29 protein-coding genes and 1 other RNA gene are annotated in these 24,967 nt (G+C 64.1%); 9 read left to right on the top strand and 21 right to left on the bottom strand.

The genetic code is table 11. The annotated features are described in order from the left end of the window. Nucleotides 1-216: 216 nt before the first annotated feature. Nucleotides 217-837: a TetR/AcrR family transcriptional regulator gene (locus tag BMI87_RS05480; protein WP_078520173.1), complete on the top strand. Its 621-nt coding sequence runs from the start codon at nt 217-219 to the stop codon at nt 835-837. Here the strand turns inward: BMI87_RS05480 and BMI87_RS05475 are convergent, their stop codons facing one another. The 7 genes from BMI87_RS05475 to BMI87_RS05445 form a co-directional block, all read right to left on the bottom strand. Next, a complete protein-coding gene (locus tag BMI87_RS05475) occupies nt 838-1,623 on the bottom strand; it encodes an NYN domain-containing protein (protein WP_078520172.1) in 786 nt (261 codons plus the stop codon). 91 nt (nt 1,624-1,714) lie between these two features. Then, nucleotides 1,715-2,062: an antibiotic biosynthesis monooxygenase gene (locus tag BMI87_RS05470; RefSeq protein WP_078520171.1), complete on the bottom strand. Its 348-nt coding sequence runs from the start codon at nt 2,060-2,062 to the stop codon at nt 1,715-1,717. Nucleotides 2,063-2,139: 77 nt separating this feature from the next. After that, entirely contained in the window at nt 2,140-2,946 is an 807-nt protein-coding gene (locus BMI87_RS05465; RefSeq protein ID WP_232621623.1) for a cytochrome c1, read from the bottom strand. 20 nt (nt 2,947-2,966) lie between these two features. Continuing rightward, the gene (gene petB / locus BMI87_RS05460) at nt 2,967-4,283 is read right to left on the bottom strand and encodes a cytochrome b (RefSeq protein WP_078520170.1); all 1,317 of its coding nucleotides are present in this window, start codon (nt 4,281-4,283) and stop codon (nt 2,967-2,969) included. 12 nt (nt 4,284-4,295) lie between these two features. Next, a complete protein-coding gene (petA, locus tag BMI87_RS05455; RefSeq protein ID WP_078520169.1) occupies nt 4,296-4,856 on the bottom strand; it encodes a ubiquinol-cytochrome c reductase iron-sulfur subunit in 561 nt (186 codons plus the stop codon). Nucleotides 4,857-5,233: 377 nt separating this feature from the next. Then, on the bottom strand, nt 5,234-5,947 hold the full coding sequence (locus tag BMI87_RS05450; protein WP_078520168.1) for a response regulator: 714 nt from the start codon (nt 5,945-5,947) through the stop codon (nt 5,234-5,236). Continuing rightward, nucleotides 5,947-6,444 carry a MarR family winged helix-turn-helix transcriptional regulator gene (locus BMI87_RS05445; RefSeq protein ID WP_075775697.1) on the bottom strand — a complete coding sequence of 166 codons (498 nt, stop codon included), beginning with the start codon at nt 6,442-6,444 and terminating at the stop codon, nt 5,947-5,949. Before BMI87_RS05445 ends, BMI87_RS05450 begins: the two co-directional genes overlap by 1 nt. Before the next feature lie 152 nt (nt 6,445-6,596). On the opposite strand from BMI87_RS05445, the gene BMI87_RS05440 reads away from it, so the two are divergent. Continuing rightward, nucleotides 6,597-7,466 carry a branched-chain amino acid aminotransferase gene (locus tag BMI87_RS05440; RefSeq protein ID WP_078520167.1) on the top strand — a complete coding sequence of 290 codons (870 nt, stop codon included), beginning with the start codon at nt 6,597-6,599 and terminating at the stop codon, nt 7,464-7,466. A gap of 86 nt (nt 7,467-7,552) precedes the next feature. On the opposite strand, the gene BMI87_RS05435 is transcribed toward BMI87_RS05440, so the two are convergent. From BMI87_RS05435 to BMI87_RS22760, 14 genes are all read right to left on the bottom strand, one after another. After that, nucleotides 7,553-7,738, bottom strand: coding sequence for a hypothetical protein (locus BMI87_RS05435; RefSeq protein ID WP_078520166.1), 186 nt, complete (start codon nt 7,736-7,738; stop codon nt 7,553-7,555). 104 nt (nt 7,739-7,842) lie between these two features. Further along, nucleotides 7,843-8,805 carry a DMT family transporter gene (locus BMI87_RS05430; RefSeq protein ID WP_078520165.1) on the bottom strand — a complete coding sequence of 321 codons (963 nt, stop codon included), beginning with the start codon at nt 8,803-8,805 and terminating at the stop codon, nt 7,843-7,845. Between the two features lie 22 nt (nt 8,806-8,827). After that, the gene (gene queG / locus BMI87_RS05425) at nt 8,828-9,871 is read right to left on the bottom strand and encodes a tRNA epoxyqueuosine(34) reductase QueG (RefSeq protein ID WP_078520164.1); all 1,044 of its coding nucleotides are present in this window, start codon (nt 9,869-9,871) and stop codon (nt 8,828-8,830) included. A gap of 151 nt (nt 9,872-10,022) precedes the next feature. Further along, on the bottom strand, nt 10,023-11,549 hold the full coding sequence (locus BMI87_RS05420) for an FAD-dependent oxidoreductase (protein WP_078520163.1): 1,527 nt from the start codon (nt 11,547-11,549) through the stop codon (nt 10,023-10,025). A 214-nt stretch (nt 11,550-11,763) separates the two neighbouring features. Then, on the bottom strand, nt 11,764-12,429 hold the full coding sequence (locus BMI87_RS05415) for a glutathione S-transferase family protein (RefSeq protein ID WP_078520162.1): 666 nt from the start codon (nt 12,427-12,429) through the stop codon (nt 11,764-11,766). A gap of 175 nt (nt 12,430-12,604) precedes the next feature. Then, entirely contained in the window at nt 12,605-12,949 is a 345-nt protein-coding gene (locus tag BMI87_RS05410; protein ID WP_078520161.1) for a TfoX/Sxy family protein, read from the bottom strand. Next, nucleotides 12,949-13,548: a recombination mediator RecR gene (gene recR, locus BMI87_RS05405; RefSeq protein WP_078520160.1), complete on the bottom strand. Its 600-nt coding sequence runs from the start codon at nt 13,546-13,548 to the stop codon at nt 12,949-12,951. The genes BMI87_RS05410 and recR overlap by 1 nt, the downstream gene beginning before the upstream one ends. Before the next feature lie 4 nt (nt 13,549-13,552). Then, the gene (locus BMI87_RS05400; protein WP_078520159.1) at nt 13,553-13,897 is read right to left on the bottom strand and encodes a YbaB/EbfC family nucleoid-associated protein; all 345 of its coding nucleotides are present in this window, start codon (nt 13,895-13,897) and stop codon (nt 13,553-13,555) included. Between the two features lie 114 nt (nt 13,898-14,011). Then, complete coding sequence (locus BMI87_RS05395) at nt 14,012-15,742, bottom strand: DNA polymerase III subunit gamma/tau (RefSeq protein WP_078520158.1); 1,731 nt, start codon at nt 15,740-15,742, stop codon at nt 14,012-14,014. Between the two features lie 63 nt (nt 15,743-15,805). After that, the gene (locus BMI87_RS05390) at nt 15,806-16,717 is read right to left on the bottom strand and encodes an MBL fold metallo-hydrolase (RefSeq protein WP_078520157.1); all 912 of its coding nucleotides are present in this window, start codon (nt 16,715-16,717) and stop codon (nt 15,806-15,808) included. 100 nt (nt 16,718-16,817) lie between these two features. Beyond that, an RNA gene (ffs, locus tag BMI87_RS05385) (signal recognition particle sRNA small type) lies at nt 16,818-16,914 on the bottom strand. A gap of 151 nt (nt 16,915-17,065) precedes the next feature. Next, on the bottom strand, nt 17,066-18,112 hold the full coding sequence (locus BMI87_RS05380; protein WP_078520156.1) for a YeeE/YedE family protein: 1,047 nt from the start codon (nt 18,110-18,112) through the stop codon (nt 17,066-17,068). A gap of 52 nt (nt 18,113-18,164) precedes the next feature. Then, nucleotides 18,165-18,464, bottom strand: a complete 300-nt coding sequence (locus BMI87_RS05375; protein WP_078520155.1) for a helix-turn-helix transcriptional regulator — start codon at nt 18,462-18,464, stop codon at nt 18,165-18,167. Nucleotides 18,465-18,677: 213 nt separating this feature from the next. After that, a complete protein-coding gene (locus tag BMI87_RS22760; RefSeq protein ID WP_246832650.1) occupies nt 18,678-19,154 on the bottom strand; it encodes a hypothetical protein in 477 nt (158 codons plus the stop codon). 111 nt (nt 19,155-19,265) lie between these two features. On the opposite strand from BMI87_RS22760, the gene BMI87_RS05365 reads away from it, so the two are divergent. The 7 genes from BMI87_RS05365 to soxB all read left to right on the top strand — a co-directional run bounded on the left by BMI87_RS05365 (nt 19,266) and on the right by soxB (nt 24,929). Continuing rightward, complete coding sequence (locus tag BMI87_RS05365) at nt 19,266-20,003, top strand: cytochrome c biogenesis CcdA family protein (protein WP_232621622.1); 738 nt, start codon at nt 19,266-19,268, stop codon at nt 20,001-20,003. 25 nt (nt 20,004-20,028) lie between these two features. Then, complete coding sequence (locus BMI87_RS05360; protein WP_078520154.1) at nt 20,029-20,583, top strand: thioredoxin family protein; 555 nt, start codon at nt 20,029-20,031, stop codon at nt 20,581-20,583. 234 nt (nt 20,584-20,817) lie between these two features. Further along, nucleotides 20,818-21,294, top strand: a complete 477-nt coding sequence (soxX, locus tag BMI87_RS05355) for a sulfur oxidation c-type cytochrome SoxX (RefSeq protein ID WP_078520153.1) — start codon at nt 20,818-20,820, stop codon at nt 21,292-21,294. A gap of 37 nt (nt 21,295-21,331) precedes the next feature. Then, complete coding sequence (soxY, locus tag BMI87_RS05350) at nt 21,332-21,754, top strand: thiosulfate oxidation carrier protein SoxY (RefSeq protein WP_078520152.1); 423 nt, start codon at nt 21,332-21,334, stop codon at nt 21,752-21,754. 25 nt (nt 21,755-21,779) lie between these two features. After that, complete coding sequence (soxZ, locus tag BMI87_RS05345; RefSeq protein ID WP_078520151.1) at nt 21,780-22,106, top strand: thiosulfate oxidation carrier complex protein SoxZ; 327 nt, start codon at nt 21,780-21,782, stop codon at nt 22,104-22,106. 114 nt (nt 22,107-22,220) lie between these two features. Next, a complete protein-coding gene (gene soxA, locus BMI87_RS05340; RefSeq protein ID WP_078520150.1) occupies nt 22,221-23,081 on the top strand; it encodes a sulfur oxidation c-type cytochrome SoxA in 861 nt (286 codons plus the stop codon). Between the two features lie 156 nt (nt 23,082-23,237). Beyond that, nucleotides 23,238-24,929, top strand: a complete 1,692-nt coding sequence (gene soxB, locus BMI87_RS05335; protein WP_078520149.1) for a thiosulfohydrolase SoxB — start codon at nt 23,238-23,240, stop codon at nt 24,927-24,929. Nucleotides 24,930-24,967: the final 38 nt, after the last annotated feature.

Genomic DNA, 24,967 nt, shown 5'->3' with positions numbered 1-24,967 from the left:
CCTCCTTCGCCGGAGGGCGACATTATCGAGGCAAGAGGGGGCGCTGCCCCCGCTCCTTCGGAGCCCCCCGGGATATTTCGGCCAAGCCGAAGACAGGCAGCGGTCTGCCGGGCGCCGATGCAGAGTGCTATGACGTGGCGTGCGCGACCTTGCGGGATGTGAACCGCCCGGTTTATTCTGCGAGCCCCGGGGGCGTTTCCCGGAACCGGAGGGCAGATGTCACAGGCAGATCAGATCAATCGCGGGCGCAAGTTCGATCAGGTGCTCGAAGGGGCGCGGACGATCTTTCTGCGCGACGGGTTCGACGGGGCCTCGGTCGATGACATCGCCAAGGAAGCGGGCGTCTCGAAAGCCACGCTCTACAGCTATTTCCCGGACAAGCGGCTGATGTTCGTCGAGGTCGTGCGCTCGCAGCTCAAGGAGCAGACCGACAGCGCGGTCGCCACGATCGATTTCGGCGCCGCGCCCGAGGTGGTGCTGTCGCTCGCGGCGTCGCAACTCGTCGAGTCGATGAACTGCAAACTCAACCAGGGGCTCTACCGGCTCTGCGTCGCCGAATCCGAGCGGTTTCCCGAACTGGGCCGCGCCTTCTACGCGGCGGGTCCGGAACTGGTGCACGAGCTGCTGATGGAGTACCTGCGCTGTGCTGCCGACCGGGGCGAGCTGGTGATCGACGATATCGATCTTGCCGCCTACCTCTTCATCGAGCTGTGCAAATCGGAACTGCACCCGAAGCTCCTGTTCGGGATCTGCGACAGCTTCACCGGTGAGCAGAAAGAGCGCGTGATCCGGGGCGCCGTCGCGATGTTCCTTGCGCGCTACGCGGCGAAGGCCTGATCAGGCCAGATCGCGCACCATCCACTGATTGCCTTCACCGCGCTGCAACTGGAAACGGCCCGTCTTGATCAGCAGGTCCGACAGCTTCGCGCTGCCATAGGTGCGGGTGTCGAAATCCGGGTTGGCCTGCGTGATGAACTGGCCGAGCTGGCCCAGCGAATACCATTCCTCTTCCAGGCCGATCGCTTTCATCGCGTTGACGATGATCGGGATCGCGGCTTTCGGCTCCTGCTTGCCGCCCGAGGATTTCGGGGCGCTAGAACTGCTGGTCTTGTCCGAAGTCGGCTTGGCGGTGGTGTCGGCGGTGCTATCGCCATTGCCGAGGTTCTCGACATAGATGAAGCGTTTGCAGGCCTTGCGGAAGGCCTCGGGCGTCTTCTGTTCGCCGATGCCGTAGACGTCCAGCCCCTGCTCGCGGATGCGGGCGGCGAGGCGGGTGAAATCGCTGTCCGAGGAGACCAGCACGAAGCCGTCGAACAGATCCGAATGCAGGAAATCCATCGCCGCGATGACGAGGCCGATATCGGAGGCGTTCTTGCCCTTCGTATTGGCGAATTGCTGATCCGCGACGAGGCCCAGTTCGGCCACGCGCTTGGCCCAGCCCGCGAGGCGCTGCGCCGACCAGTCGCCGTAGATGCGGCGCACCGAGGCTTCGCCCAGCGAGGCGATCTCTTCGAAGATCGCTTCGGCATATCCGGCGGGGACGTTGTCGGCGTCGATCAGCACGCACAGGCGCGGGGCGCGGGAGGCGGGGCTGATATGGGGCAGGTCGGAAATGTCGGGCATTGTTACTCCTCTTGTCCCTTCCCAGATAGCCCTCTTGCCCGCGACATCCAAGAGTGCGGGCGCATTGCGCCGCGTCAGCAGAGGGAGAATTTCAGCGGCCCTCCGGCCCGTCATACTGGCGTTCGACCTTGGCGACACGCAGCGCGTAATGGCGATACCAGCGATCCTTGCCGAGTTGCTGCGCGAGCTGGTGCTTCGCCACCGCCTTCCACGCGATCAGAGCCGCCTCGTCGGCCCAGTAGCTGACGGTGATGCCGAAGCCCGTGCCATCGCGTGCGCTTTCCATCCCGATATATCCGGGCTGCTGAGCGGCGAGCGCGGCCATCTGTTCGGCCATCGCGCCATAGCCCTCATCGCTCGCCCCGGGCAGAGAGGCGAAGATCACCGCGTAATAGGGCGGGTCGGGCAGGGGTGCGAAGCCGGGGGGCGGGGTGGACATCGGGCAGCTCCAGAGAACGGAAAACGCCCCCTCGCGTACGAGGGGGCGTTCATCAGTCTAGCAGGTCGAGCCCGGGCTTACAGGTCGAACTTCTTGCCCTTATGGGGCGCCCAGAGCTTCTTGTTGGTCAGGTAGAGCAGCGTGCTCAGCACCGCCAGCATCAGCACCGCGACGAAGCCCCAGCGCTTGCGCGATTCTAGCTTCGGCTCGGCAGTCCACATCAGGTAGGCAGCAACGTCCTGAGCCATCTGTTCGACGGTGGCGGGCGTGCCGTCCTCATATTCGATGAGGTCTTCCGAGAGCGGCGGAGGCATGGCGATCCAACCACCCGGGAAGGTGTGGTTGCCGTAGAAATACGAGCCTGCCTCTTCCTTCTCTTCGCCGGTGTAACCGGTCAGGACCGAGTAGATATACTCGGGGCCGCCGATGCCGCGGAAGAACTGGTTGATGCCGAGGCCGTAGGGGCCGTGGAAGCCCGCACGCGCTTTCGCCATCAGCGACAGATCCGGACCCATGCCCATGCCGGAGATGAACGGGAAGTGGTCGGTCTCCTTGCCGGGGCGCTCTTCGCCGGTTTCCTTGTCCATCACAGTGAACTCGGCGGCATAGGCGCGCACCCAGGCCGGGTCCATCATCGGGCCGCCCTGATCAGCGAGCGTGCGGAACGCGACATAGCGCAGGCCGTGGCAGGCCGAGCAGACCTCCCGGTAGACCTGGAAGCCGCGGCGCAGCTGCTGTTGGTCGAAGGTCCCGAAGGGGCCCTCGAAGGAGAAGTCGATATCCTCGACATGGCTTTCGCCGCTTTCGGCCGCCATCGCCGGGGAGGCCAGGGCGCTTGCCCCGATCACCAGCGCCGACAGGGCAGAGATCAGAAGATGTTTCATTTGGTGTCCCTCTTCCTTACTCATTCAGCCGATTTGATGTCGTAGTGGTGGTTGAAGTCTTCCTCGATCGTCGCCGGCATCGGTTGCGGCTTCTCGATCAGGCCAAGCAGCGGCAGGATCACGAGGAAATAGACGAACCAGTAGGTCGCGCCGATCAGCGAGATGTAGGGGTAGATCCCGTCGGTCGGCATCGCGCCCACCCACATCAGCACCATGAAGTCGATCGCCAGTAGCCAGAACCACCATTTGAACATCGGGCGGTAGGCGCCCGAGCGCACTTTCGAGGTGTCGAGCCACGGGGCCAGCGCCATCACGAGGATCGCGCCGAACATCGCGAGCACGCCGAAGAACTTCGCGTCGACGATGCCGAAGGTGATCCAGTTGACGAACATCACGGCCCAGACGTCCGAGGTGAAGGCGCGCAGGATCGCGTAGAACGGCAGGAAGTACCATTCCGGCACGATGTGTGCGGGCGTCGCCAGCGGGTTCGCCTCGATGTAGTTGTCGGGGTGGCCGAGATAGTTCGGCATGAAACCCACGACCGCGGCGAAGACCAGCAGGATCACGGCGAGCGCGAAGAGGTCCTTGATCACGAAGTAGGGCCAGAAGGGCAGGGTGTCCTTCTCGGCTTCCGCTTTCGAGCCGGTGCGAACCGGAACGCCCGTCGGGTTGTTGTTGCCCGTGGTGTGGAAGGCCCAGATGTGAACGACGACGAGCGCCGCGATCACGAAGGGCAGCAGGTAGTGCAGCGAGAAGAAGCGGTTCAGCGTCGCGTTGTCCACCGCCGGGCCGCCAAGCAGCCAGGCCTGGATCGACTCGCCGATGCCCGGGATCGCGCCGAACAGGCCGGTGATCACGGTCGCGCCCCAGAAGGACATCTGACCCCAGGGCAGAACGTAGCCCATGAACGCCGTGCCCATCATGCACAGGTAGATGATCATGCCGATGATCCAGGTGATCTCGCGGGGCGCCTTGTAGGAGCCGTAATAGAGGCCGCGGAAGATGTGGATATAGACGGCGAGGAAGAACAGCGAGGCGCCGTTCGCGTGGATGTAGCGCAGCATGTAGCCGCCATTCACGTCACGCATGATGTGCTCGACCGAGGCGAAAGCCAGATCGACATGAGGAGTGTAATGCATCACCAGAACGATGCCGGTGACGATCTGCAGCACGAGGCAGAAGGCCAGCACGATGCCCCAGATCCACCACCAGTTCAGGTTCTTGGGGGTGGGGATCATGATCGTGTCGTAGATCAGCCCGATGATCGGAAGACGCTTATGCGTCCATTTCTCGAAGCCCGTCTTGGGCTCGTAATGGTCGTGGGGAATGCCCGACATTTAAATGCCTCCTCAGCCCAGCTTGATGGTTGTTTCATCGGTGAACTGGGCCACCGGGATATCGAGATTGCGCGGTGCGGGGCCTTTGCGGATCCGGCCGGCGGTGTCGTAATGCGACCCGTGGCAGGGGCAGAACCAGCCGTGGTAGTCCCCGGAGCCGTTGCCGATCGGCACGCAGCCCAAGTGGGTGCACACGCCGATCATCACCAGCCATTCGCCCGCCTCGTCGAGGGTGCGGTTCTCGTCGGTTGCTTCGGCGCCCGGCTTGTTCGCGTTCTCGGCGGAGGTGTCGACCAGATCGGAGAGCGGCACTTCACGCCCCAGTTCGATCTCTTCCTCGGTGCGGCGGCGGATGAAGACCGGCTTGCCGCGCCATTTCACCGTGAGCTGCGTGCCGGTCTCGACGCCCGAGATGTCGACATAGATCGACGAGAGCGCCTTGACGTCGGCCGAGGCATTCATCTGGTTCACCAGCGGCCAGACGGCTGCGCCGGTCACCACAGCGCCGGTGCCGGCGGTGGCGTAGTAGAGGAAATCCCTCCGGGTGCCTGCGTTATTATCTGCGTGGGACACGTTGTCTCTCCTTCCCGGGCCCGCGAGGGGGCCGATAGTGACGTGCCGGGGCACGTCGCGAGGTGCCGCCAAACATGGCCGCTCTCATACCAATCACGAATTTGTCAGTCCAGAACACAATCAACTGAATTTGTGCTGAGGGGCAGTTAATTGTCGCTCGTGCAACAGATCACCCAAGGTCAATGGCCATGCGCACCGGGGATGGGCCTCGTACGGCAAGGTCGACACGCAAATACCGCTCCCGATTGGGGAAAAGCGATTCGTGACATGTAAAACATACAACAGGTTCGCATTTTTGAAGATGAGCGAGCCTAACGCGGTGCCTTTCGTACGCCGCACAGGGGCCCCTCAATATGTAGTATCCGCCTTCATTCCATTCAGTCGGGGGCGAGCAGGTAACCCAGACCGCGCACCGTCTGCAGATAGCGCGGCTCGCGGGGGTCGCGCTCGATCTTGCGGCGCAGGCGCGTGATCTGAACATCGACCGCACGGTCGCCGCCGCCTTCCTCGCCATTGCCGCGCTCGCGGCCCAGCTCCTCGATCAGTTCCGTGCGGCTGACCACGTCGCCCGCATGAGTCGCGAAGATGCGCATCAGCTGCACCTCGGTCGCGGTCAGTTTCACCAGCGCATCACCATCCCACAGCTCGCCCCGCTCCTGATCGTATTTCAGGGGCCCCAGTGAGAGGTATTTCGGGCCGCTCTCGGTCTCCTGCGGCACCCGGCGCAGGATCGCGTTGATCCGCAGCAGGAGTTCCTTCGGTTCGAACGGTTTCGCGAGATAGTCGTCGGCGCCCGCTTCCAGCCCCTCGATCCGCTCGCGTGTTTCGCCGCGCGCGGTCAGTAGCAGGATCGGCGTGGCGATCGATTTGCCGCGCAGATCGCGGGTCAGCGACAGCCCGTCCTCACCGGGCATCATCACATCCATCACGATCAGGCTGAATTCCAGCCCCGACAGCAGCGAGCGCGCATGGGCCGCGTCGCGCGCGGCAGTGACGAGAAAACCGTTGCGCTGCAGAAAACTCTTCAGCAGCGTCCGGATGCGCTCGTCATCGTCGACGATGAGGAGATGAGGGTCGGCCGAGTAGGGCATCAATCGTCTTTCATCATTTGATAGAGCTTATGCAGGTCGGGGCCCATCATCGCCTCCAGCACCTGCCGGAAGCCTGCCACCGCTTGCGGCCCCGCCGCGCGATAGGCAGAGCGCATCCGGCCCCGCTGCGCCTCCGAGAGCGCGCGTTCCAGCGTCTCGCCCTCGGCCGTCAGATGCAACCGCCGCTCGCGCTTGTCGCGGGTGCCGACGCGGCTTTCCACCAGCCCGTCCTCGATCAGCGTGCGCAGCACCCGGTTGAGCGATTGCTTGGTCACGCCCAGAACGGCGAGCAGCGTCGTCACGGTCAGCCCTGGCTGGCGGTTGATGAAATGCAGTGCACGGTGATGCGCGCGCCCATACCCATATTCTTCGAGCAGGCGGTCAGGGTCGGCAGTAAAAGCGCGATAGGCGAAGAACATCGCCTCGATGCCCTTGCGCAATTGCTCGTCCGTCAGAAAAAGAAGTGTCTCGCCCCCGGGGCTTCCGCTATCTGCCATATCGTCCCTCTCTTTTGCGTGACTTTATGTCAGCCTTGTTGACTTTCCAAGACTCAACTGGTACCGCAGAGCAGTTTTCGCGCAACAAAGTGTCCACTTCGGACGTATGCTGCGCAATATTCGTAAAATGGCGTGACTGCAAGGAGAGTAAGATGTCGGGCTCGTATGACGATCGTGACGGCAAGATCTGGATGGATGGACAGCTTGTGGATTGGCGTGACGCCAATGTCCACATCCTGACTCACGCGCTGCATTACGCGTCCTCCGTCTTCGAAGGCGAGCGTTGTTACAACGGCAAGATTTTCAAAGGCGAAGAGCATTCCGCCCGCCTGCGCAGATCGGCGCAACTGCTCGACATGGAAATCCCCTATTCGGTCGAAGAGATCGAAAAGGCCAAATACGACATGCTCAAGGCCAATGGCTGGACCGACGCCTATGTGCGTGCGGTGGCCTGGCGTGGCGCGGGCGAGGATATGGGCGTCTCGGCGCGCAAGAATCCCGTGCGTCTGGCTGTCGCTGGCTGGGAATGGGGCAATTACTACGGCGATGCGAAGATGCAGGGCGCCAAGCTCGACATCGCGAAATGGCGTCGTCCCGATCCGCGCACCATTCCCGCTGAAGCGAAGGCCGCCGGTCTCTACATGATCTGCACCATGTCCAAGCACGCCGCCGAAGATCGCGGCTATTCGGACGCGCTGTTCATGGATTGGCGCGGCTACGTGGCCGAGGCGACCGGTGCGAACATCTTCTTCGTGAAGGATGGTGAGGTTCACACGCCCAAGGCCGACGTGTTCCTCAACGGGATCACCCGTCAGACCGTGATCGGCCTGCTGAAGGAAAAGGGCATCACCGTCCACGAGCGCCTGATCGAGCCGACCGAACTGGCCGAGTTCGAACAGTGCTGGCTTACCGGCACCGCCGCAGAGGTGACCCCGGTCAGCCAGATCCGCGACTTCAACTTCGAGGTCGGCGCGCTGACCCGCGATATCGCCGAGACCTACGAAAAACTCGTGCGCGCCTGATCCGCGCTTCGGTCGAGAAAACAGAAGGGCGTGCCCCCCGGCACGCCCTTTCGCGTTTTCACAGCTATTGAGCGCCGATCAGGTCGTCAGGTGGCTTCAGCCCGCTCGATCCGCAGGAACTGTTTCATCCGTGCGCCGTGGTCGGGCCGCCCGCGTTTGCTGAGCTCCTTGATCACCGGGTGGATGCCTTCGCGCCGTTGCAATTCGAGAAACCGCTTCACGCGCGGTCCTTCCGCCTTGAGTTCGGCGCGGTCGATGATGTGACGGGACATATCTTCCTCCTCTCGTCATCGCCTCTGATAGTCGCACCATAGCACGATTCGACCGAGTCGTGACGCAGGGGCAGGCAGGTTTATTGTCGCAGGCGGATCGGCGCTCAGCCCTGGGGCGTCGCGGCCTTGCGCGCGCGCTTGCGCTCCAGCCCCAGCCAGTGCTCGCGCAGGATGATCGCGATACCGGCCGCGATGATGAGCGCGGCCCCGGCGAGGGTCGCATGGGTCGGCACTTCCGCGAAAATGGTGTAGCCGATCACCAGCGCCAGCAGCATTGAGGCGTAATCGAAAGGGGCCACCAGCGAGGCATCGGCGAAGCGATAGGCCGAGGTGAGCATGATCTGCCCGGTGCCGCCGATCAGCCCTGCGAGGATCAGAAGCGTCGCCTCCCACGCGGTCGGCACGACCCAGCCGAAGGGCAGGGAGGCAAGCGAGAGCACCGAGGCGGTGCAGGAGAACCAGAAGACGATGGCAGAGGTCCGCTCCGACCCGACCATGCGGCGGATCTGGATCTGCGCCAGCGCCGCGCAGGTTGCGCCCGCCAGTGCCAGCCCCGCGCCAAGTGCCTCCGCCCCGCCTTCCGGCCCGCTGCCGCCCAACCGGGGCCAGAGCACGATCAGAACGCCCACCATACCCAGCCCCACCGCCGAGAAGCGGAAGATCCGGACCGTCTCGCCCAGCAGGAGCGCCGCAAAGACGACCGTCAGCAGCGGGGCCGCATAGCCCAGAGCGGTCGCCTCGGGCAGCGGCAGGAAGGCGAGCGCTGCGAAACTCAGCGCCATCGCGGTGGTTCCCACGACGCCGCGCATGACGTGGTTGATCGGTTTCTCCACCCGCAATCCGCCCTGCAACTCACCGCGCCACAGGAGCCACAGGATAATCGGCACGATGCCGAAGAAGGAGCGAAAGAATACCGCCTCGCCCGGCGGCACCCGGTCCGAGACCGATTTGATCAGCGCCTGCATGATGACGAAGCCCGTGACCGTGCCGAGCTTCAGCGCGATCCCAAGGAGTGGGCGAGGGGTCTGGGTGGTAACGGGTGTCATGACCGCGATCAGATAGGCCATGCGCGGGGCGCGGCAATCGCTTTCATCGCGATACCTGCCCGAGCTGGTCGAGCGCCCATCGCGCGGCCTCGGCCACCACCGGATCGGGATCGTCCAGATGCGGGCGCGCAGCCTCGGCCAGTTTCGGATCCTCGGAATTTCCGATCGCATAAAGGACGTTGCGCAGGAAGCGGTCGCGCCCGAGCCGTTTGATCGGCGAGCCCGAGAACCGCGCCCGGAACCCCGCATCGTCGAGCGCTGCCAGCTCCGCCAGGGGCGGCGCACCGACGCCGCCGTGATAGCGCGCCTCGCGCGCCTCTGCGGCGAACTTGTTCCACGGGCAGACGGCCAGACAATCGTCGCAGCCATAGATCCGGTTGCCCATCTTGGCGCGCAGCTCCTCGTCGATCGGCCCCTTATGCTCGATCGTCAGATAAGAAATGCAGCGCCGCGCATCGAGTTGGTAGGGTGCCGGAAAGGCCTCGGTCGGGCAGATGTCGAGGCAGGCCGTGCAAGACCCGCAATGGCTCATCTCCGGCGCGTCGGGCGGCAGCTCCACCGTGGTGAAGATCGCGCCGAGGAAGAACCAGCTGCCCAGATCGCGCGCCAGAAGGTTCGTGTGCTTGCCCTGCCAGCCCAGCCCCGAGGCCTCGCCCAAGGGCTTCTCCATCACCGGGGCGGTGTCGACGAAGACCTTGATCTCCTCGCCCTCAGGCGCCTGATCGAGCAACCAGCGCCCGACGCGCTTGAGCCGCTTCTTCACCAGATCATGGTAATCCTTGCCCTGCGCATAGGCCGAGATCACTCCGTGATCGCGCGCTTTCAGCAGGTCCAGCGGGTCGTATTCGGGCGTGTAGGTCTCGGCCAGCATCACCACCGAGCGCGCCTCGGACCACAGCGCCGCCGGATCGCCGCGCCAGCCCATGCGCTCTTCCATCCAGCCCATCTGGCCGTGCATGCCCGCGCCCACGAAGGCGGCCAGCCGTTCTGCGGCCTGCGGGATCGCGTCGGGCGTGGTGATGCGCGCCTTCGAGAAACCCTCGGCAAGGGCCGTCTCGATCAACCGCGCTTTCAACTCCGCACTCATGGCTTCGCCTTGGTCCAAATATCCCGGGGGGCCGCGCTGCAGGCCGGCGGGGGCAGAGCCCCCTCGGCGCGTGACGGATGCGGCCCGCATCGCACCGTCGCCGTATCCTTTCGAAGCCGGGCGGGCAAGACAAGGGGCGGGGCTGCGCGCGTCAGCTGGCGAAATGCGCCTCCGCGTAAGCCGCCACCGCGCTGGCTGCGTCGGTAAGCGGCGCGCTCAGTGCCACGTAGCCGTCGGGCCGCACCAACACCGCCGTGCCCTCGCGGCCGAAGACCTGCGCGAACGCCTCCGCGTGGTCGGGGGCAGGGCGCAGTTTCAGGCTTTTTGCAAAGCGGCTCTGCGGGGCGGGGTTATCCCCGGCGCAAAGCAGAACGAACCCCGACGGATCGACCAAATCCTGCGCGTGGGCCGGATGCCATGCCCCATCGCGGGCCACCTCCAACGGCGGGTCGGGAAGCCGCGCGCCCGGTGCGACGGTGCCGCGCGCATGCGGGCCGTCGGAAAGCGGTCCGCCCGCATAGCCGATCGCGATCTGGCCCATCCGGGCCGCGACTTTCTCCTGCACGAGGTCGCGGCTGCCGAGATAGGGGCTGATATGGTCGATCAGCATCCGGCGCACCTGCGAGGTCGAGGCCATATTCGCGGTCAACGCCTCGGTCCCGTGCAGCAGATCGCGGATCACCGGCAGACGCTCGGCCTCATAGCTGTCGAGCAGGCTTTCGGGCGCGCGGCCCTCGATCACCCGCGCGAGTTTCCAGCCGAGGTTCATCATGTCCTGCATGCCCGTATTCATTCCCTGACCGCCGGCGGGCGAGTGGATATGCGCCGCATCGCCGCCCAGCAGGAAGCGCCCCAAGCGCAGCGTCCCGACCATCCGGCTGTTGATCGCGAAGCGCGAGGACCACGTCAGGTCATGGAGCGTCGCAGGCAGATGGGCGCGGGCATCGAAGACCTGCTGCAGCGTCTGCAGATCGGGCTGCTCGCTGCCCGCCACATCGGAGGCGATGAGCCGGAAACGTCCGCCACCCAAGGGAAACATGCCCAGAAAGCCGTCGCTGGAGGAGAAGATATGCAGCTCTTCGGGGGCGAGCGCGCCCCTGACCATCTGATCGCTCAGCACGAAGCCCTGACCCACGGATTTCCCCTCGAAGGGCAGATTGAGAGTACGGCGGATCAAGCTATGCGCCCCGCCGCTGGCGATCATCCAATCGGGGTGCAGCTCTTCGAGCGTGCCGCCGGGTCCGCGCAGCACCGCTGTGGGTCGCGCCTGTCCGTCATGGCTCTCGCGGGCGATGGCGACGAGTTCGGTGTACCACTCCGTTTCCACTCCGAGGGCTGCGCAGGCCTCGCGCAGCACGGTCTCGGTTTCGACCTGTGAGACGAAGAGGATATAGGGGAAGCGGCTCTCGAGATGGGCGAAGTCGAGCCGGAAGAGCGGGGCGCCCTCACCATAGAACTGTGCGATCCGGGTCTGCACGCCGCGCGCCACAAGGGTGTCCGCCAGACCGCGCTGCGCCAGCATCTCCAGCGTGCGGGCCTGAACCGCGATCGCGCGCGAGGTGGTGGCGGGGCTTGCGGATTTCTCGATCAGACGGACGGGCACGCCCTGGCGGGCCAGTTCGTAAGCGGCGGTGAGACCGGTCGGGCCGGCCCCCACGATCAGCACAGGGTGGGGCATGGCAGTCCTCGCTTTGCAGTCCGGGCCAAGCTCTGGATCGGCTTGGGCCTGTCCCTGAGGTAGCGAAGCGAGTGATTAAATCAATTGTTTGAATTTCGTGAGGCGCGCACCTTTGCGTGAGCCAGCACCGTGCCGCGCAAAATGACTGCGCCGCCCGAGATGGTCGGACGGCGCAGTGAAAGTATGGCGATGTTGGGTAGGACGCGCGCGGCGCTTAGAAATCCAGCTCCGCATATTGCGACGCGGGCGGCATGCCGGGCAGCTGATCGGCCAGAAGCGAGCGGAAGGCCGGGCGCGACTTGATCTTCGCATACCAGTCCTTCACGGCCTCCTGCCGGTTCCAGTCGACGTCGGAAATGTAATCGAGGCAGCTCAGATGCGCGGCCGCCGAGAAATCCGCGAGCGTCATCACGTCGCCTGCAAGCCATCGGCGCTGCTCCAGCAGCCAGCCCATGTAATCGAGGTGATACTTGATCGCCGTAAGGCCCGCCTTCACCGTCTTGCTGTCCGGATAACCTTCCTTGCGGACCTTCTTCCAGACGCGTTCGCCCATGATCCGCGCGGTGACCTCGGCGTTGAACTTATCGTCGAACCACGCACACAGGCGGCGCACCTCGTAGCGCGCGGCGGGATCGCGCGGCATCAGCGGCGCGTCGGGATGGGTCTCGTCGATATATTCGCAGATCGCCTGACTTTCGGCCATCATCATGCCGTCCATCTTCAGCACCGGGACCTTGCCCGCCGGGTTGCGGCGCAGGAAATCGGGCTGCTGTTCCCAGTAGCGTTCCTCGACGAGTTCGACCTCGAGTTTCTTCTCGGCAAGCGTGAGGCGGACCTTGCGGCAGAACGGGGAGAGGGCGACATGGTAGAGGCGGATCATCGGGGCGACGCTCGCAATTCTCGTTGGGGGATTTGGAGAACTGATAACGGCGGGCGCGGGCGGGTTCAATGGCGACCATCCCGCCGATGGCGTTCCCTTGCCGGAAGGTGGCGCGGGGGGCACGGGTCGGATGCCTCCGGCGGGGATATTTTTGCCAAGCCGAAGGGGGCGGAGGCTAGGTTTTCGGTTTGGGTTTGCGTTTTTGTTTGGGGGTGGGCAGGGCGGCCTCGATGACGCTCAGAAGACCTGCGAGCCACTCCGTGTCTTCCCAGAGGTCCGGGTCGATCTGCCAGTGATCCTTGGCGCGCGGGTGGGGTTTGCCCGCAACGGGCGCGTGGCCGCTGTCTTCAAGGTAGCGCGTGGCCTCGGGCAGCTGGCGCACGAACAGCGTGTCGTCGCACAGAAGAGCCACCGTCTTGCCACCCATATAGACCGCGTATTCGCCGAACATCGGCCGGGTCGCGATCCGGTCTCCGAGACAGTCGCGCAGCAGCGCCTCCGTCTCGGGCCGGGTGCCCATCAGAAGCTTTTGCGCGCGCGCAGCGCCGCCTGGATCGTGCCGTCGTCGAGATAGTCCAGCTCGCCACCGATCGGCACGCCTTGGGCAAGGCTGGTCACCGCGATGCCGCGCCCTTCGAGCGCCTCGGCGATGTAATGCGCGGTGGTCTGGCCCTCGACGGTGGCGTTGAGGGCGAGGATTACCTCGGTGATGCCTTCCTCGGTGGCGCGTTCGAGCAGGTCGGGGATGCGGAGGTCTTCGGGGCCGATCGCATCGAGCGCAGACAGCGTGCCGCCAAGGACGTGGTAGCGGCCCTTGAAGGCGTGGCCGCGCTCCATCGCCCAAAGGTCGGCCACATCCTCGATCACGCAGATCTCGCCGGTGGCGCGTTTGGGGTCTTCGCAGATGTCGCAGATCGGCGCGGTCGAGATATTGCCGCAGCGCTCACATTCGCGCGCGGTGCGGGCGACTTGCGCCATCGCTTCGGCCAAGGGGCCCATCAGCTGCGCACGTTTCGAGATCAGATGCAGCACCGCGCGCCGGGCGGAGCGGGGGCCAAGCCCCGGCAGCCGCGCCATCAGGGCGATCAGCGCCTCTATCTCGTCGCGCGCGCCGCTCATCGGATCAGACCGGCAGGTCCATGTTCTCGGGCAGGCCCAATTCGCGCAGGAGGCGTTTCTGCTCTTCCTGCTCGCGGAACTTGGCCTTTTCCTGCGTGTCCTTGATTGCGGCGAGGATCAGGTCCTCGACGACTTCCTTCTCGGAGGCCTGAAGGATCGAGGGATCGATGGAGAGCCCGGTCAATTCGCCCTTCGCGGTGGCGCGGGCCTGCACGAGACCGGCCCCGGCCTCGCCGGTGACCACGATGGATTTGAGCTCTTCCTGGAGCTCGCCCATCTTCTCCTGCATTTCCTTGGCGGCCTTCATCATCTTGGCCATGTCGCCCATGGCGCCCAATCCCTTGAACATCGCTTTCTCCGTCACGTTTGGCTTGAGTGAGAGATACGCATCGCTGCGCGAAGGGACAAGGGACAAGGCGCAAAACGGCGCGGCAGGATCGCGCGGGGCCGCCCTTGGCGTGGCTCAGCCTTCCTCGAAGGGGTCCCATTCGTCTTCGACCTCGGCCAGAGCCTCGGCCTCGATCGCGGCGGTATCTTCCTCGGGCAGGATTTCGATCTTCGCGCCGGGGAAGCGGGCGAAGATCTCCGCCACCAGCGGGTTCTTCATCGCTTCTGCTTCGGCCTTCGCCATTTCCTCGGCCTTCACCTCGGCAATGGTCGGGGCGCCGCCTTCGGAGACGACCGAGACGCCCCAGCGCGCGCCGGTCCAGCCTTGCAGCCGGGCCGAAAGCGTCGCTGCGAGGTCGCGCGAGGCCCGCGGGGTCGGTTCGAACTCGATCCGGCCGGGGCGGTAATTCACGAGACGCAGATTGCTCTCGACCTCCAGCAGCAGGGTCATGTCGCGCATCCGGGCGATAAGGTCGACCACGTCGTCGAAGCTGGCGAAACGGGCCAGCGCGTCGGCCATCGGATCGTGCTGCGGGGCAGGGGCCGCGGCGGCGACCGCGCCGCCACCGGCGCGGCGGGCGCGCAGCGTGGCGCCATGCACGGGCCCGGTCGAAGGCGCGGGGCCCCGGCCTGCGGCCTGAGTCTGGGTGTTGCCCTGCTGGATCTTCTTGATCAGCGTTTCCGGGTCCGGCAGGTCGGCCACATGGGTCATGCGGATCACGGCCATTTCGGTCGCCATCATCGCATTGGGCGCGCTCGCGACTTCTTCGAGCGCTTTGAGCAGCATCTGCCAGAGCCGCGAGAGCACCCGCATCGGCAGCGCGGCCGCCATTTCCTGACCGCGATTGCGCTCTTCGGGCGGCACGGTCGGGTCTTCGGCGGCCTCGGGCGTGACCTTGATGACGGAGACCCAATGGGTGATCTCGGCCAGATCGCGCATGATCGCCATCGGATCGGCGCCATCGGCATATTGCGCGGCAAGTTCGGTCAATGCGTCGGCAGCCTGACCGTGCAGGATCATGTCGAACAGATCGAGGACGCGGGCGCGGTCTGCCAGACCCAGCATCGCGCGGACCTGTTCCGCGGTGGTCTCGCCTGCGCCATGCGCGATCGCCTGATCGAGCAGCGAGGTAGCATCGCGGGCGGAGCCTTCGGCGGCGCGGGTGATCAGCGCGAGCGCGTCATCGGCGATCTCGGCGCCTTCCGCATCGGCGATCCGGCGCAGCAGCGCGATCATCTCCTCGGGTTCGATCCGGCGCAGGTCGAAGCGCTGGCAGCGCGAGAGCACGGTGACGGGCACCTTGCGAATCTCGGTGGTCGCGAAGATGAACTTCACATGGGCGGGCGGTTCCTCGAGCGTCTTCAGGAGCGCGTTGAACGCGCTCGTGGACAGCATGTGAACCTCATCGATGATGTAGACCTTGTAGCGCGCCGAGGCCGCCCGGTAATGCACGCTCTCGATGATCTCGCGGATGTCGCCCACGCCGGTGCGCGAGGCGGCGTCCATCTCCATCACGTCGACATGGCGGCCTTCCATGATCGCGCGGCAATGCTCGCACACGCCGCAGGGATCGGTCGTAGGGGTGCCGTTGCCGTCGGGGCCGATGCAGTTGAGCCCCTTGGCGATGATCCGCGCCGTAGTGGTTTTCCCGGTGCCGCGAATCCCCGTCATGATGAAAGCCTGCGCGATCCGGTCGGCCGCGAAGGCGTTCTTCAGCGTGCGCACCATCGGCGCCTGTCCGATCAGGTCGGCGAAGGTCTCGGGACGGTACTTGCGGGCGAGAACCTGATATTGGGTGTCGGTCATCGAAGCTCCGGTGTCATAGGCAGCCGTCAGACTAGGCCCCCGGGGCGTCGGCGTCCACCCGGCTCATTCCCATTCCATCTGGCTGAATACCGCCTGCGCGTTGCGTTTGGCGAGCGTGTCGAAATCCTCGAGATATTCGAACTGCGACTGGTCGACATTGACCGAGCCGATGATGTCGCCACCCTCGTCGATATAATCGGCCATCTGGCTGCGCAGATTGGTCAGGTAATCATAGGTGTCCTTCGTCGCGGTCGCGAGGTCGGTGGCGGGGCCGTGGCCCGGAACGACATGAGCGGGCTCGTAGGCGGCCATCGCCTCGAAGGCCTCGACCCAGCCGATCGATGAGGACATGTCGAGCACGCCGAGGATGCGTCCCACGAAGACGATATCGCCGGTGAACATCACCTTCTCCGCGGGCAGCCAGACGAAGCTGTCGCCGGGCGTGTGGGCCGGGCCGGGATGGGTGATCTCGATCTCGCGCCCGCCAAGAGTGAGCGTGTAGCTCTCGTCGAAGGTCGTGTCGGCATAGACGGGTTCGGTGCCTGCAAGCGCGTCCTGCCCGACCAGCGCATCTAGCATCGTCAGCTCCAGCGAGGCGCGGGCCTTCTGGTCGGCGAGCGCATCCTCGGAGGTGATGATCTCGGCGCCATGCTCTTTCCAGTAGCCATTGCCGAGCCAGCGGTGATCCTGCCCGCCGGTGTCGATCACGTATTTCACCGGCTGATCGGTCAGCGTGCCGATCACTTCGTCGAGCGCCGCCGCCCCCTTATAGGTGCCGCCCGCATCGATCAGCACCGCGCCCTCATCCGTGACGATCAGCCCGAAGGTCGCGTTATTGCCAAGATTCTCGGCATCGCGCTGTCCGAAGGGGCCCTCGATCGCATAGGTGTTCGGTGCGACTTCGACGGTGGTAAGCGTGCCTGCGAAGAGCGGCACAGGCATAATGGCCAGAGCGGCCAGAGCAATACGAAACATGGTGAAACCTCCCCTTTGACGGGAAGTTTAGCTTGACGACGTCGTTGCACAATCGGGCATGGTGACGCGGCGGCAAAGCCAAGGGAGTTTGTGGGGGTAGGGTGAGAGGCTGGACAGCGACCCAAGCGGGGCTCGTTGCGGCTGCTTCCTTCCGGACCTGACCGGGTTGGCGAGGCGCTCGCCCGCGCCAACCTCTCGAGGGGCGATATAGGAAACCCGGATCAGATTCGCAAGCGTTGTGCGGGAAGAGTTCGGGGGAGAGGGGGCGCTGCCCCCTCGGCGCGTCCGCGCCTCACCCCCGGGATATTTCAGCCAAGCCGAAAACGGGCCGATTTGCGCGGCCGGGACTTACTCGGGCTGGAAGCCGTGGATCAGCTGGCGCAGGCCGATCAGACCGCCGATCACGATCGAGGCGAGCGTGACCGGTGCGGAGAAGGAGAGCACAGCCATCGCGCTCACCCCTTGGCCGATCGAACAGCCGACCGCGATCGTGCCGCCGATCCCCATCAGGGCCGCGCCGCTGACCTGACGGCCCAGCTCGCGCGGGTCTTCGCAGGCTTCCCATTTGAAGAGGCCGCGAATGGCCGAGCCGAGGAAGGCTCCGCCCAGCACGCCTGCGACGAGACCCACGGAGAAGGTGAGCCCGCCCGCCGTGGAGGTCATGAAATAGAGGATCGTGCGCCCGAGCGGGGCGGTGAAGGACGGCGCCTCGACGCCGGTCGCACCCATGCTCTGGTTGAAGAGATAGGAGGTGCCGACGTAGCACCAGACCACCGCGAGACCCGCGGCCACGCCCCAGGCGAGGCGGCGTTTGTCGGCGCGCAGCGGCTGATAGCTCAGCGCCCAGGCAAGGAAGCCGGCGGCGACGGGCAGGGCGAAGACCAAGGGCGGAAGCCCGGTCCGCGCCGAGAGCCAATGCGCGATGCCTTGCGGGGTGTCGGCGGCCTGCTGGTCAAAGATCAGAAGGCGCAGATGGGCGAGGGGGCCGGACAGCGTCACGAAGGCGAAGATGCCCATCACCACGACCACGACCATCGCGCGCAGATCGCCGCCGCCGAAACGCACCAGCGCACCGAAGCCGCAATTGCCGGCGAGCGCCATGCCATAGCCGAAGACGAGCCCGCCCACGATCGAGGCGAGCGGCGACCATTTGATCGTGTGATAGAAGCTGCGGGTGATGTCGGCATAGCCCAGGGCCTCGGCCACGAAGGCGCCGGTGATCGCCACGCCCAGCACGATCCCCCAGAGGCGCAGGCGCCTCTGGTCGTCGCCATAGGCCGCGCTTTCCAGCGCGCCGAGGGTGCAGAAATCGCCCAGGCGCGCAGCGAGGCCGAGAATGATGCCGCCGATCGCCCCGACCATGGCTGCCAAGGCACCCATCGGAATCTGTTCCATTGCCCTTCTCCCTCCCGGATCACCCAGTGTCCGGTCTCATGGCTCACCGGCGTCAGTCGGTGGCGCAGAACATGTCGTAAATCGTCTCGACGAGGCGACGCGCACGCGGATCCGAGAGCGTGTAGTAGATCGCCTTGCCTTCGCGGCGTGCGCTGACGAGCCCCTCGAGACGCAGCCGTGCCAATTGCTGGCTCACCGCGGCCTGGCGCGATTCCAGCAGGTTTTCCAGCTCGGTTACCGATTTCTCGCCCGAACTCAGATGGCACAGAATCATCAGCCGCCCCTCATGGGCGAGCGCCTTCATGAGGTTGGAGGCGTCTTGCGCGCGATCGAGTAGCTCTTCTGCATCCATGCGGGAACACCTCGACTCGGCCGTGGCAGAGGCAAGCTTTTCGGCATGACCGTCAGGCACCAGATGCCGCACCGCATCGTCCTTCCTTGGAAGCCGCACAGAGTGCGACCGTATTGATCGAATGACTCAGGCTTTAGCATGTCGATTCGCCGGAACAAAGCCCGAGAGCGTAAAAACCCGCCCGAAGCGGGACAAAAGCGCGCAGGTCAAACCTCAGTTTGACGGGGTCTGATACGTCGCGCCATTCTTTTTCAGGGCCTGATCAAGGAGGCCCCAGAAGAAATCTTCGCTCGCATAGCCTTCGATGCGGGCGACCTCGACCCCGTCCTGCAGCAGGATGAAGGTCGGCGTGAAAAGCGGTTTGCCCCCGGTGATCGTGATATCCTCGGGGAAGGGCTTGTGCAGATCGACCCGCTGCAGAGGCGCCGCCTTGCCCTCAGGCGTCTTCGGGTAGATCGGCGCGAGGTCGTTGTTCCACATCCGGCAATAGACGCAGCCGACCTGCTCGACCATCAAGAGGCGGAACTCGCTTTCGGCCTGCGCCTCGCTGGCCTCGGCCTCGGAGGTGGCGGCGACCGTCGTGTCGGCGGCTTGCGATGCGGTATCGGCCCGCGCGACATGGCCCGTCGCGCCCAGCGTGATCGCCAGCACCGCGGTCAGTGAAATCGTATGCCACACAATGCGGAACATTGACGGACCCCTTTTTACATATAAAGATCGTAATGTGTTTGACGGGCCCCTTCAAGGACGGTTGGGAGACCGAGGCCATATAGGCTAGGGCGCGTCACGAGGGAGGAAACAGTGCCGATCGATATTACCTATGGCGGGGCGTTTTTTGCTGGCCTGCTGTCTTTTCTGACGCCGTGCATTCTGCCGATGGTGCCGTTCTACCTGTCCTACATGGCCGGGCTGTCGATGTCCGAGCTGCGTGGCGACGGAAAGATTGCGCCGGGCGCGCAGGCGCGCATGGTGGCCTCTTCGGTGGCCTTCGCGCTGGGCGTGACCACGATCTTCGTGCTGATGGGGATGGGGGCGACCGCGCTGGGGGCTGCGTTCCGCGAATGGATGGGGCCGCTGAGCTGGGTGGCCGCGGCGATCCTGCTGGTCTTCGGTCTGCATTTCCTCGGCGTGATCCGCATCCCGTTCCTCTATCGCGAGGCGCGGATGGAGGCGAAGACCGATCCCACGACCTTCCTCGGTGCCTATGTGATGGGGCTCGCGTTCGGCTTCGGCTGGACGCCCTGCGTCGGTCCCGCGCTTGCGGCGATCCTGATGGTGGCGTCGGGCATGGGGGATATCTCGAAGGGCGGGCTGCTGCTCTTTGCCTATGGGATCGGGATGACCTTGCCTTTCATCATCGCGGCCTTCTTCACGCGGCCTTTCCTCGCCTTCATGGCGAAGCACCGCGCGAAGCTCGGCTATGTGGAAAAGGCGATGGGGGTTATGCTGATCCTGTTCGCGGTTCTCATCGTGACCGGGGGGCTGCGCTACATTGGTGAGTTTCTGATCGACGTCATGCCGAGTGGGAGTCTCGGCTGACAGTCTGTTTCTAGGGAGAACGATCATGCGTCATTTTCTGACTGCCGCTTTCACCGCCGCGATGCCGGCCCTGCCGGTCCATGCGGCCGAGCTGGGCGATGACGGGCTGCACAAGGAGCCGTGGTTCCACGACACGTTCAAGGACATGTCGGACGATCTCGCGACTGCCAATGACGAGGGCAAGCGCTTCATGGTCATCTGGGAGCAGCGCGGCTGCATCTACTGCAAGAAGATGCACGAAGAGGTCTTCTCCGACCCCGAGATCGCGAAATACATCACCGACAATTACTACGTCGTGCAGATGAACCTCTTCGGCGATGTCGAAGTGACCGATTTCGACGGCGAGGCTTTGCCCGAAAAAGAGATGGCGATGAAGTGGGGCGTGATGTTCACGCCGACCATGATGTTCTTCCCCGAAGAGGCTTCCGACCAGCCCGCCAACAAGCAGGCCGTGGCGCAGATGCCTGGGGCTTTCGGGAAGGGCACGACGATGGCTCTGCTCGAGTGGGTAAAGACTCACGGCTATGAGAGCGGGCAGAACTTTCAGAAGTACGTTGCCGAGAAAGTTATGGCGAAATGAGCGCTCTCTTGGCGATTCTGACAGAGTCGTGATCGCTTGCTTGCCAGTGCAGCATTCGTGCTGCACCCGCGAATGTTTCTGATTTTGCTAAAAAAATCTTGGGTATACGGCTGTATGCTTCGATATATCCGAGTGAACATATTGGAAAATATGCGGTTTTTTGAATTTATCCATTGCACCACTGTAGCGCGCTCGCTTAAAAGTGAGTCAGGGAGAGAATTTGGGAGGACTTCTATGAAACGCCACGTTGCGTGGGCCGCAATGGCCGTCACCTTCGCAGCCAGCGCCGCGATCGCAGAAACCGCGCCGATGGATGTCAAATTCACCGATGTGGGCGCGGTGGCCGAGTCGCTGACCGGCCAGCCGGGCGATGCAGCTAAAGGCGCAGAAGTCGCGGCGACCAAGTCGCTGGGCAACTGCGTGGCCTGCCATAAGGTCTCGGCGCTCGACGCGTCGTTCCAAGGCAATGTCGGCCCGGAGCTGAACGGCGCCGCCGACCGCTGGGACGAGTCGCAGCTGCGCGGCATCGTCGTCGATGCCAAGCACACGTTCGAAGGCACGGTAATGCCGGCGATGTATAAGACCGGCCCCTTCATTCGCCCCGGCGACGGGTACACCGGCAAGGCTGCGCCTGCCGATCTGCCGCCGATTTTGAATGCACAACAGGTTGAGGATGTGGTCGCTTTCTTGATGACCCTCAAGGAAGAGTGACCCTCTGAACGACAAACCCGAGAGGAGAAGATACAACATGACCATGACCAGACGTGACGCGCTGGCGCTGGCGATGGGCGGCGTTGCCGCTTCCATGCTGCCGCTGCCCGCGCTGGCCGATGCCGGTGCCGACGCCATCGCCAAGTTCACCGGCGGCGCCGATGCCGCAATGGGTGACGGCGTCACCCTGACCGCGCCGGAAATCGCCGAGAACGGGAACACCGTTCCGATCTCCGTGGATGCGCCTGGCGCAACCGAGATCGCGGTCTTCGCGACCGGCAACCCGACGCCCGACGTCGTGACCTTCAAGTTCGGTCCGTTGGCTGGCTCGCAGATGGCTTCGACCCGCATTCGCCTCTCGAAGACCCAGGACGTGATCGCTGTCGCCAAGATGGCTGACGGTAGCTTCGTTCAGGCGAAATCGACCGTGAAGGTCACCATCGGCGGCTGCGGCGGCTAAATTCGGTATCTGAGGAGACAAGACCATGAAAGGCGTGAGACCCCGCGTAAAAGTGCCGAAAAAAGCTTCGGCCGGTGACACGATCACCATCAAAACCCTGATCTCGCACCCGATGGAATCGGGTCAGCGCAAGGATAAAGACGGCAACGTCATCCCGCGCGAGATCATCAATCGCTTCACCTGCGACTTCAACGGTGAGAACGTCGTCGACGTGACCCTCGAGCCGGCGATCTCGACGAACCCCTACATCGAATTCGAGGCGAAAGTCCCGGAATCGGGTGAGTTCAAGTTCACCTGGTACGATGATGACGGCTCGACCTACGAAGACAGCCAGAAGATCGAAGTGAGCTGATCGGCCGAATGGCTAGCGGCGCGTGAGGGAGCGCGCCGCCTCACCAAGAACAGAGAACCGCGCCTGTTTGGGGAGATCGATGGGCGCGGGGCACACCCAGGGAGGACACAGAATATGACGTTGCGCACCAGCCGCACCATCCTAGCCGCCACTGCAGCCTTCGCGCTCAGCACCGCGGCGCTGCACGCCGAAATGGCTGACGACGAACTCGTCATCAACGGCGACACCCCGATCACGGTGAAGGCGCCCGCCGCCGATCACCTCGAAGGGCACCTCGACGAGGTCTATTCCGGCTGGCTCTTCCGCACGGACGAGACCCGCGCGATGGAACAGGACGACTTCGATAACCCGATCATGATCTTTGCCGAGCAAGGCCAGGAAACCTGGTCGACCGCTGACGGCTCCGAGGGCAAGTCCTGCGCGGATTGCCACGGCGACATCAGCGAAGGCATGAAAGGCGTCCGCGCCTCGATGCCGAAGGTGAACGAAGCCGGCAAGCTGTGGTCGATGGAAGATTACATCAACGATTGCCGCACCAACCGCATGGGCGCCGAAGCCTGGGGCTGGGACAGCACTCCGATGCATAACATGACCACCGCAATCGCGGTCGAGTCGCGTGGCATGCCCGTCAGCGTCAAGATCGACGGCGACGCTCAGCCTTTCTGGGAGAAGGGCAAAGAGATGTACTACACCCGCTACGGTCAGCTCGAGCTGTCCTGCGCGTCGTGCCACGAAGAGAACTACGGCAACTACATCCGCGCTGACCACCTCAGCCAGGGCCAGATTCAGGGCTTCCCGGTCTACCGTCTGAAGAACGCGGGCGTGGTTTCGATCCACAACCGCTTCAAAGGCTGTATCCGCGACACGCGTGCGGAAACCTACAGCCCCGGTTCGGACGAGTTCCGCAATCTTGAGCTCTACGTCGCCTCGCGCGGCCTGGGTCTCGACATCGAGGGCGGCGGCGTCCGTCCCTGACCTTTGACTTGATGCGCGGGGCAGGGGCCTCCCTGTCCCGCGCGTTTCGTTTCAACATATTCAATTTTTAATATCTGTCTGAATTTGTTTGTCAATTTACCCGAATGAAACGACCGCCGGGCGCACGGGCCCGGTGAGAAGAAGGAGACACATCGCATGATTTCCCGGCGGGAATTTCTTCAGGCGAGCTTGGCCGCCTCGACTATCCTCGGTGCTTCGGGCCTGTCGCGCTGGTCGCGCGCCATGGCGCAGCAGTCGCTGACTCAGGACCAGCTCCTGCAGTTCGAGCCGCTGGGCAACGTCACGCTGATCCACATCACCGACATCCACGCGCAAGCGATGCCGATCTATTTCCGCGAGCCGGAAATCAACCTCGGCGTGGGTGAGGCCAAGGGCCGTCCGCCGCATGTCACCGGCGCGGATTTCCTCAAGATGTTCAACATCGAGCCGAACACCCCCGATGCCTACGCGCTGACCTACGAGAACTTCACCGATCTCGCGAAGTCCTACGGCAAAATGGGCGGCATGGACCGCGTGGCGACGATCGTGAAAGCGATCAAGGCCGAGCGTCCCGACGCGCTGCTGCTCGATGGCGGCGACACCTGGCATGGCTCGATGGTCGCGCTGAAGACCAAGGGCCAGAACATGGTCGACGTCATGAACACGCTCGGCGTCGAGGCGATGACCTCGCACTGGGAATGGACCTATGGTCAGGACCGCGTGAACGAGATCGTCGACGGCCTTCCCTTCCCCTTCCTCGGCGCGAACATCTTCGACGCCGAATGGGACGAGCCCGCCTACGAGCCCTACAAGATCTTCGAGCGCAACGGCACGCAGATCGCGGTCATCGGTCAGGCCTTCCCCTACATGCCGATCGCGAACCCCGGCTGGATGTTCCCCGACTATTCCTTCGGTATCCGCGAAGAGCGCATGCAGGCGATGGTCGACGAGGTTCGTGCGAAGGGCGTCGATCTGGTCGTCTGCCTGTCGCATAACGGCTTCGACGTGGACCACAAGATGGCGAGCCGCGTGAAGGGCATCGACGTGATCCTCACCGGTCACACCCATGACGCCATTCCGGAGCCGGTCCTCGTGGGCGAGACGATCCTGATCGCCTCGGGTTCGAACGGCAAATTCGTCTCCCGCGTCGATCTCGACGTGCGCGACGGCAAGATGATGGGCTTCCGCCACAAACTGATCCCGATCTTCTCGGACGTGATCGAGCCCGACAAAGAGATGACCGACGTCATCATGGGGCATCGCGAGCCCTACAAGGCCGAGCTCGAGGAAGTCGTGGGCGAGACCAACTCGCTGCTCTATCGCCGCGGCAACTTCAACGGCACCTGGGACGACCTGATCTGCGAAGCGATGCTGTCCGAGCAGGACGCCGAGATCGCGATGAGCCCGGGCGTGCGCTGGGGGCCGTCGCTGATCCCGGGGCAGAAGATCACCATGGAAGACGTGCTCAACGCCACTTCGATGACCTATGGCGAGAACTATCGCACCGAGATGACGGGCGAGCTGATCAAGACCATTCTCGAAGACGTGGCCGACAACATCTTCAACACCGACCCCTACTACCAGCAGGGCGGGGACATGGTTCGTGTGGGTGGCATGGGCTACCACATCGACGTTTCGAAGCCGATCGGCGAGCGGATTTCCAACATGAAGCTCCTGAAGGACGGCTCCGATATCGACCCGGCACGCAACTACGTCGTGACGGGCTGGGCCTCGGTCAACGAAGGCACCGAAGGGCCGCAGATCTGGGACGTGATCGCCGATCACCTGCGCAAGATCAAAACCGTTGACTTGAAACCGAATGACTCGGTGGTCGTGACCGGCGTTTAAGCCGGTCCCGCCCGTCGATGATTGCGCCCCGCAGGGGG

Origin of the sequence: Thioclava sp. F28-4 (genome assembly GCF_002020045.1) — a bacterium.
Taxonomy (GTDB): Bacteria; Pseudomonadota; Alphaproteobacteria; order Rhodobacterales; family Rhodobacteraceae; genus Thioclava; species Thioclava sediminum.
This window is presented reverse-complemented; position numbering and strand designations above follow the sequence as displayed.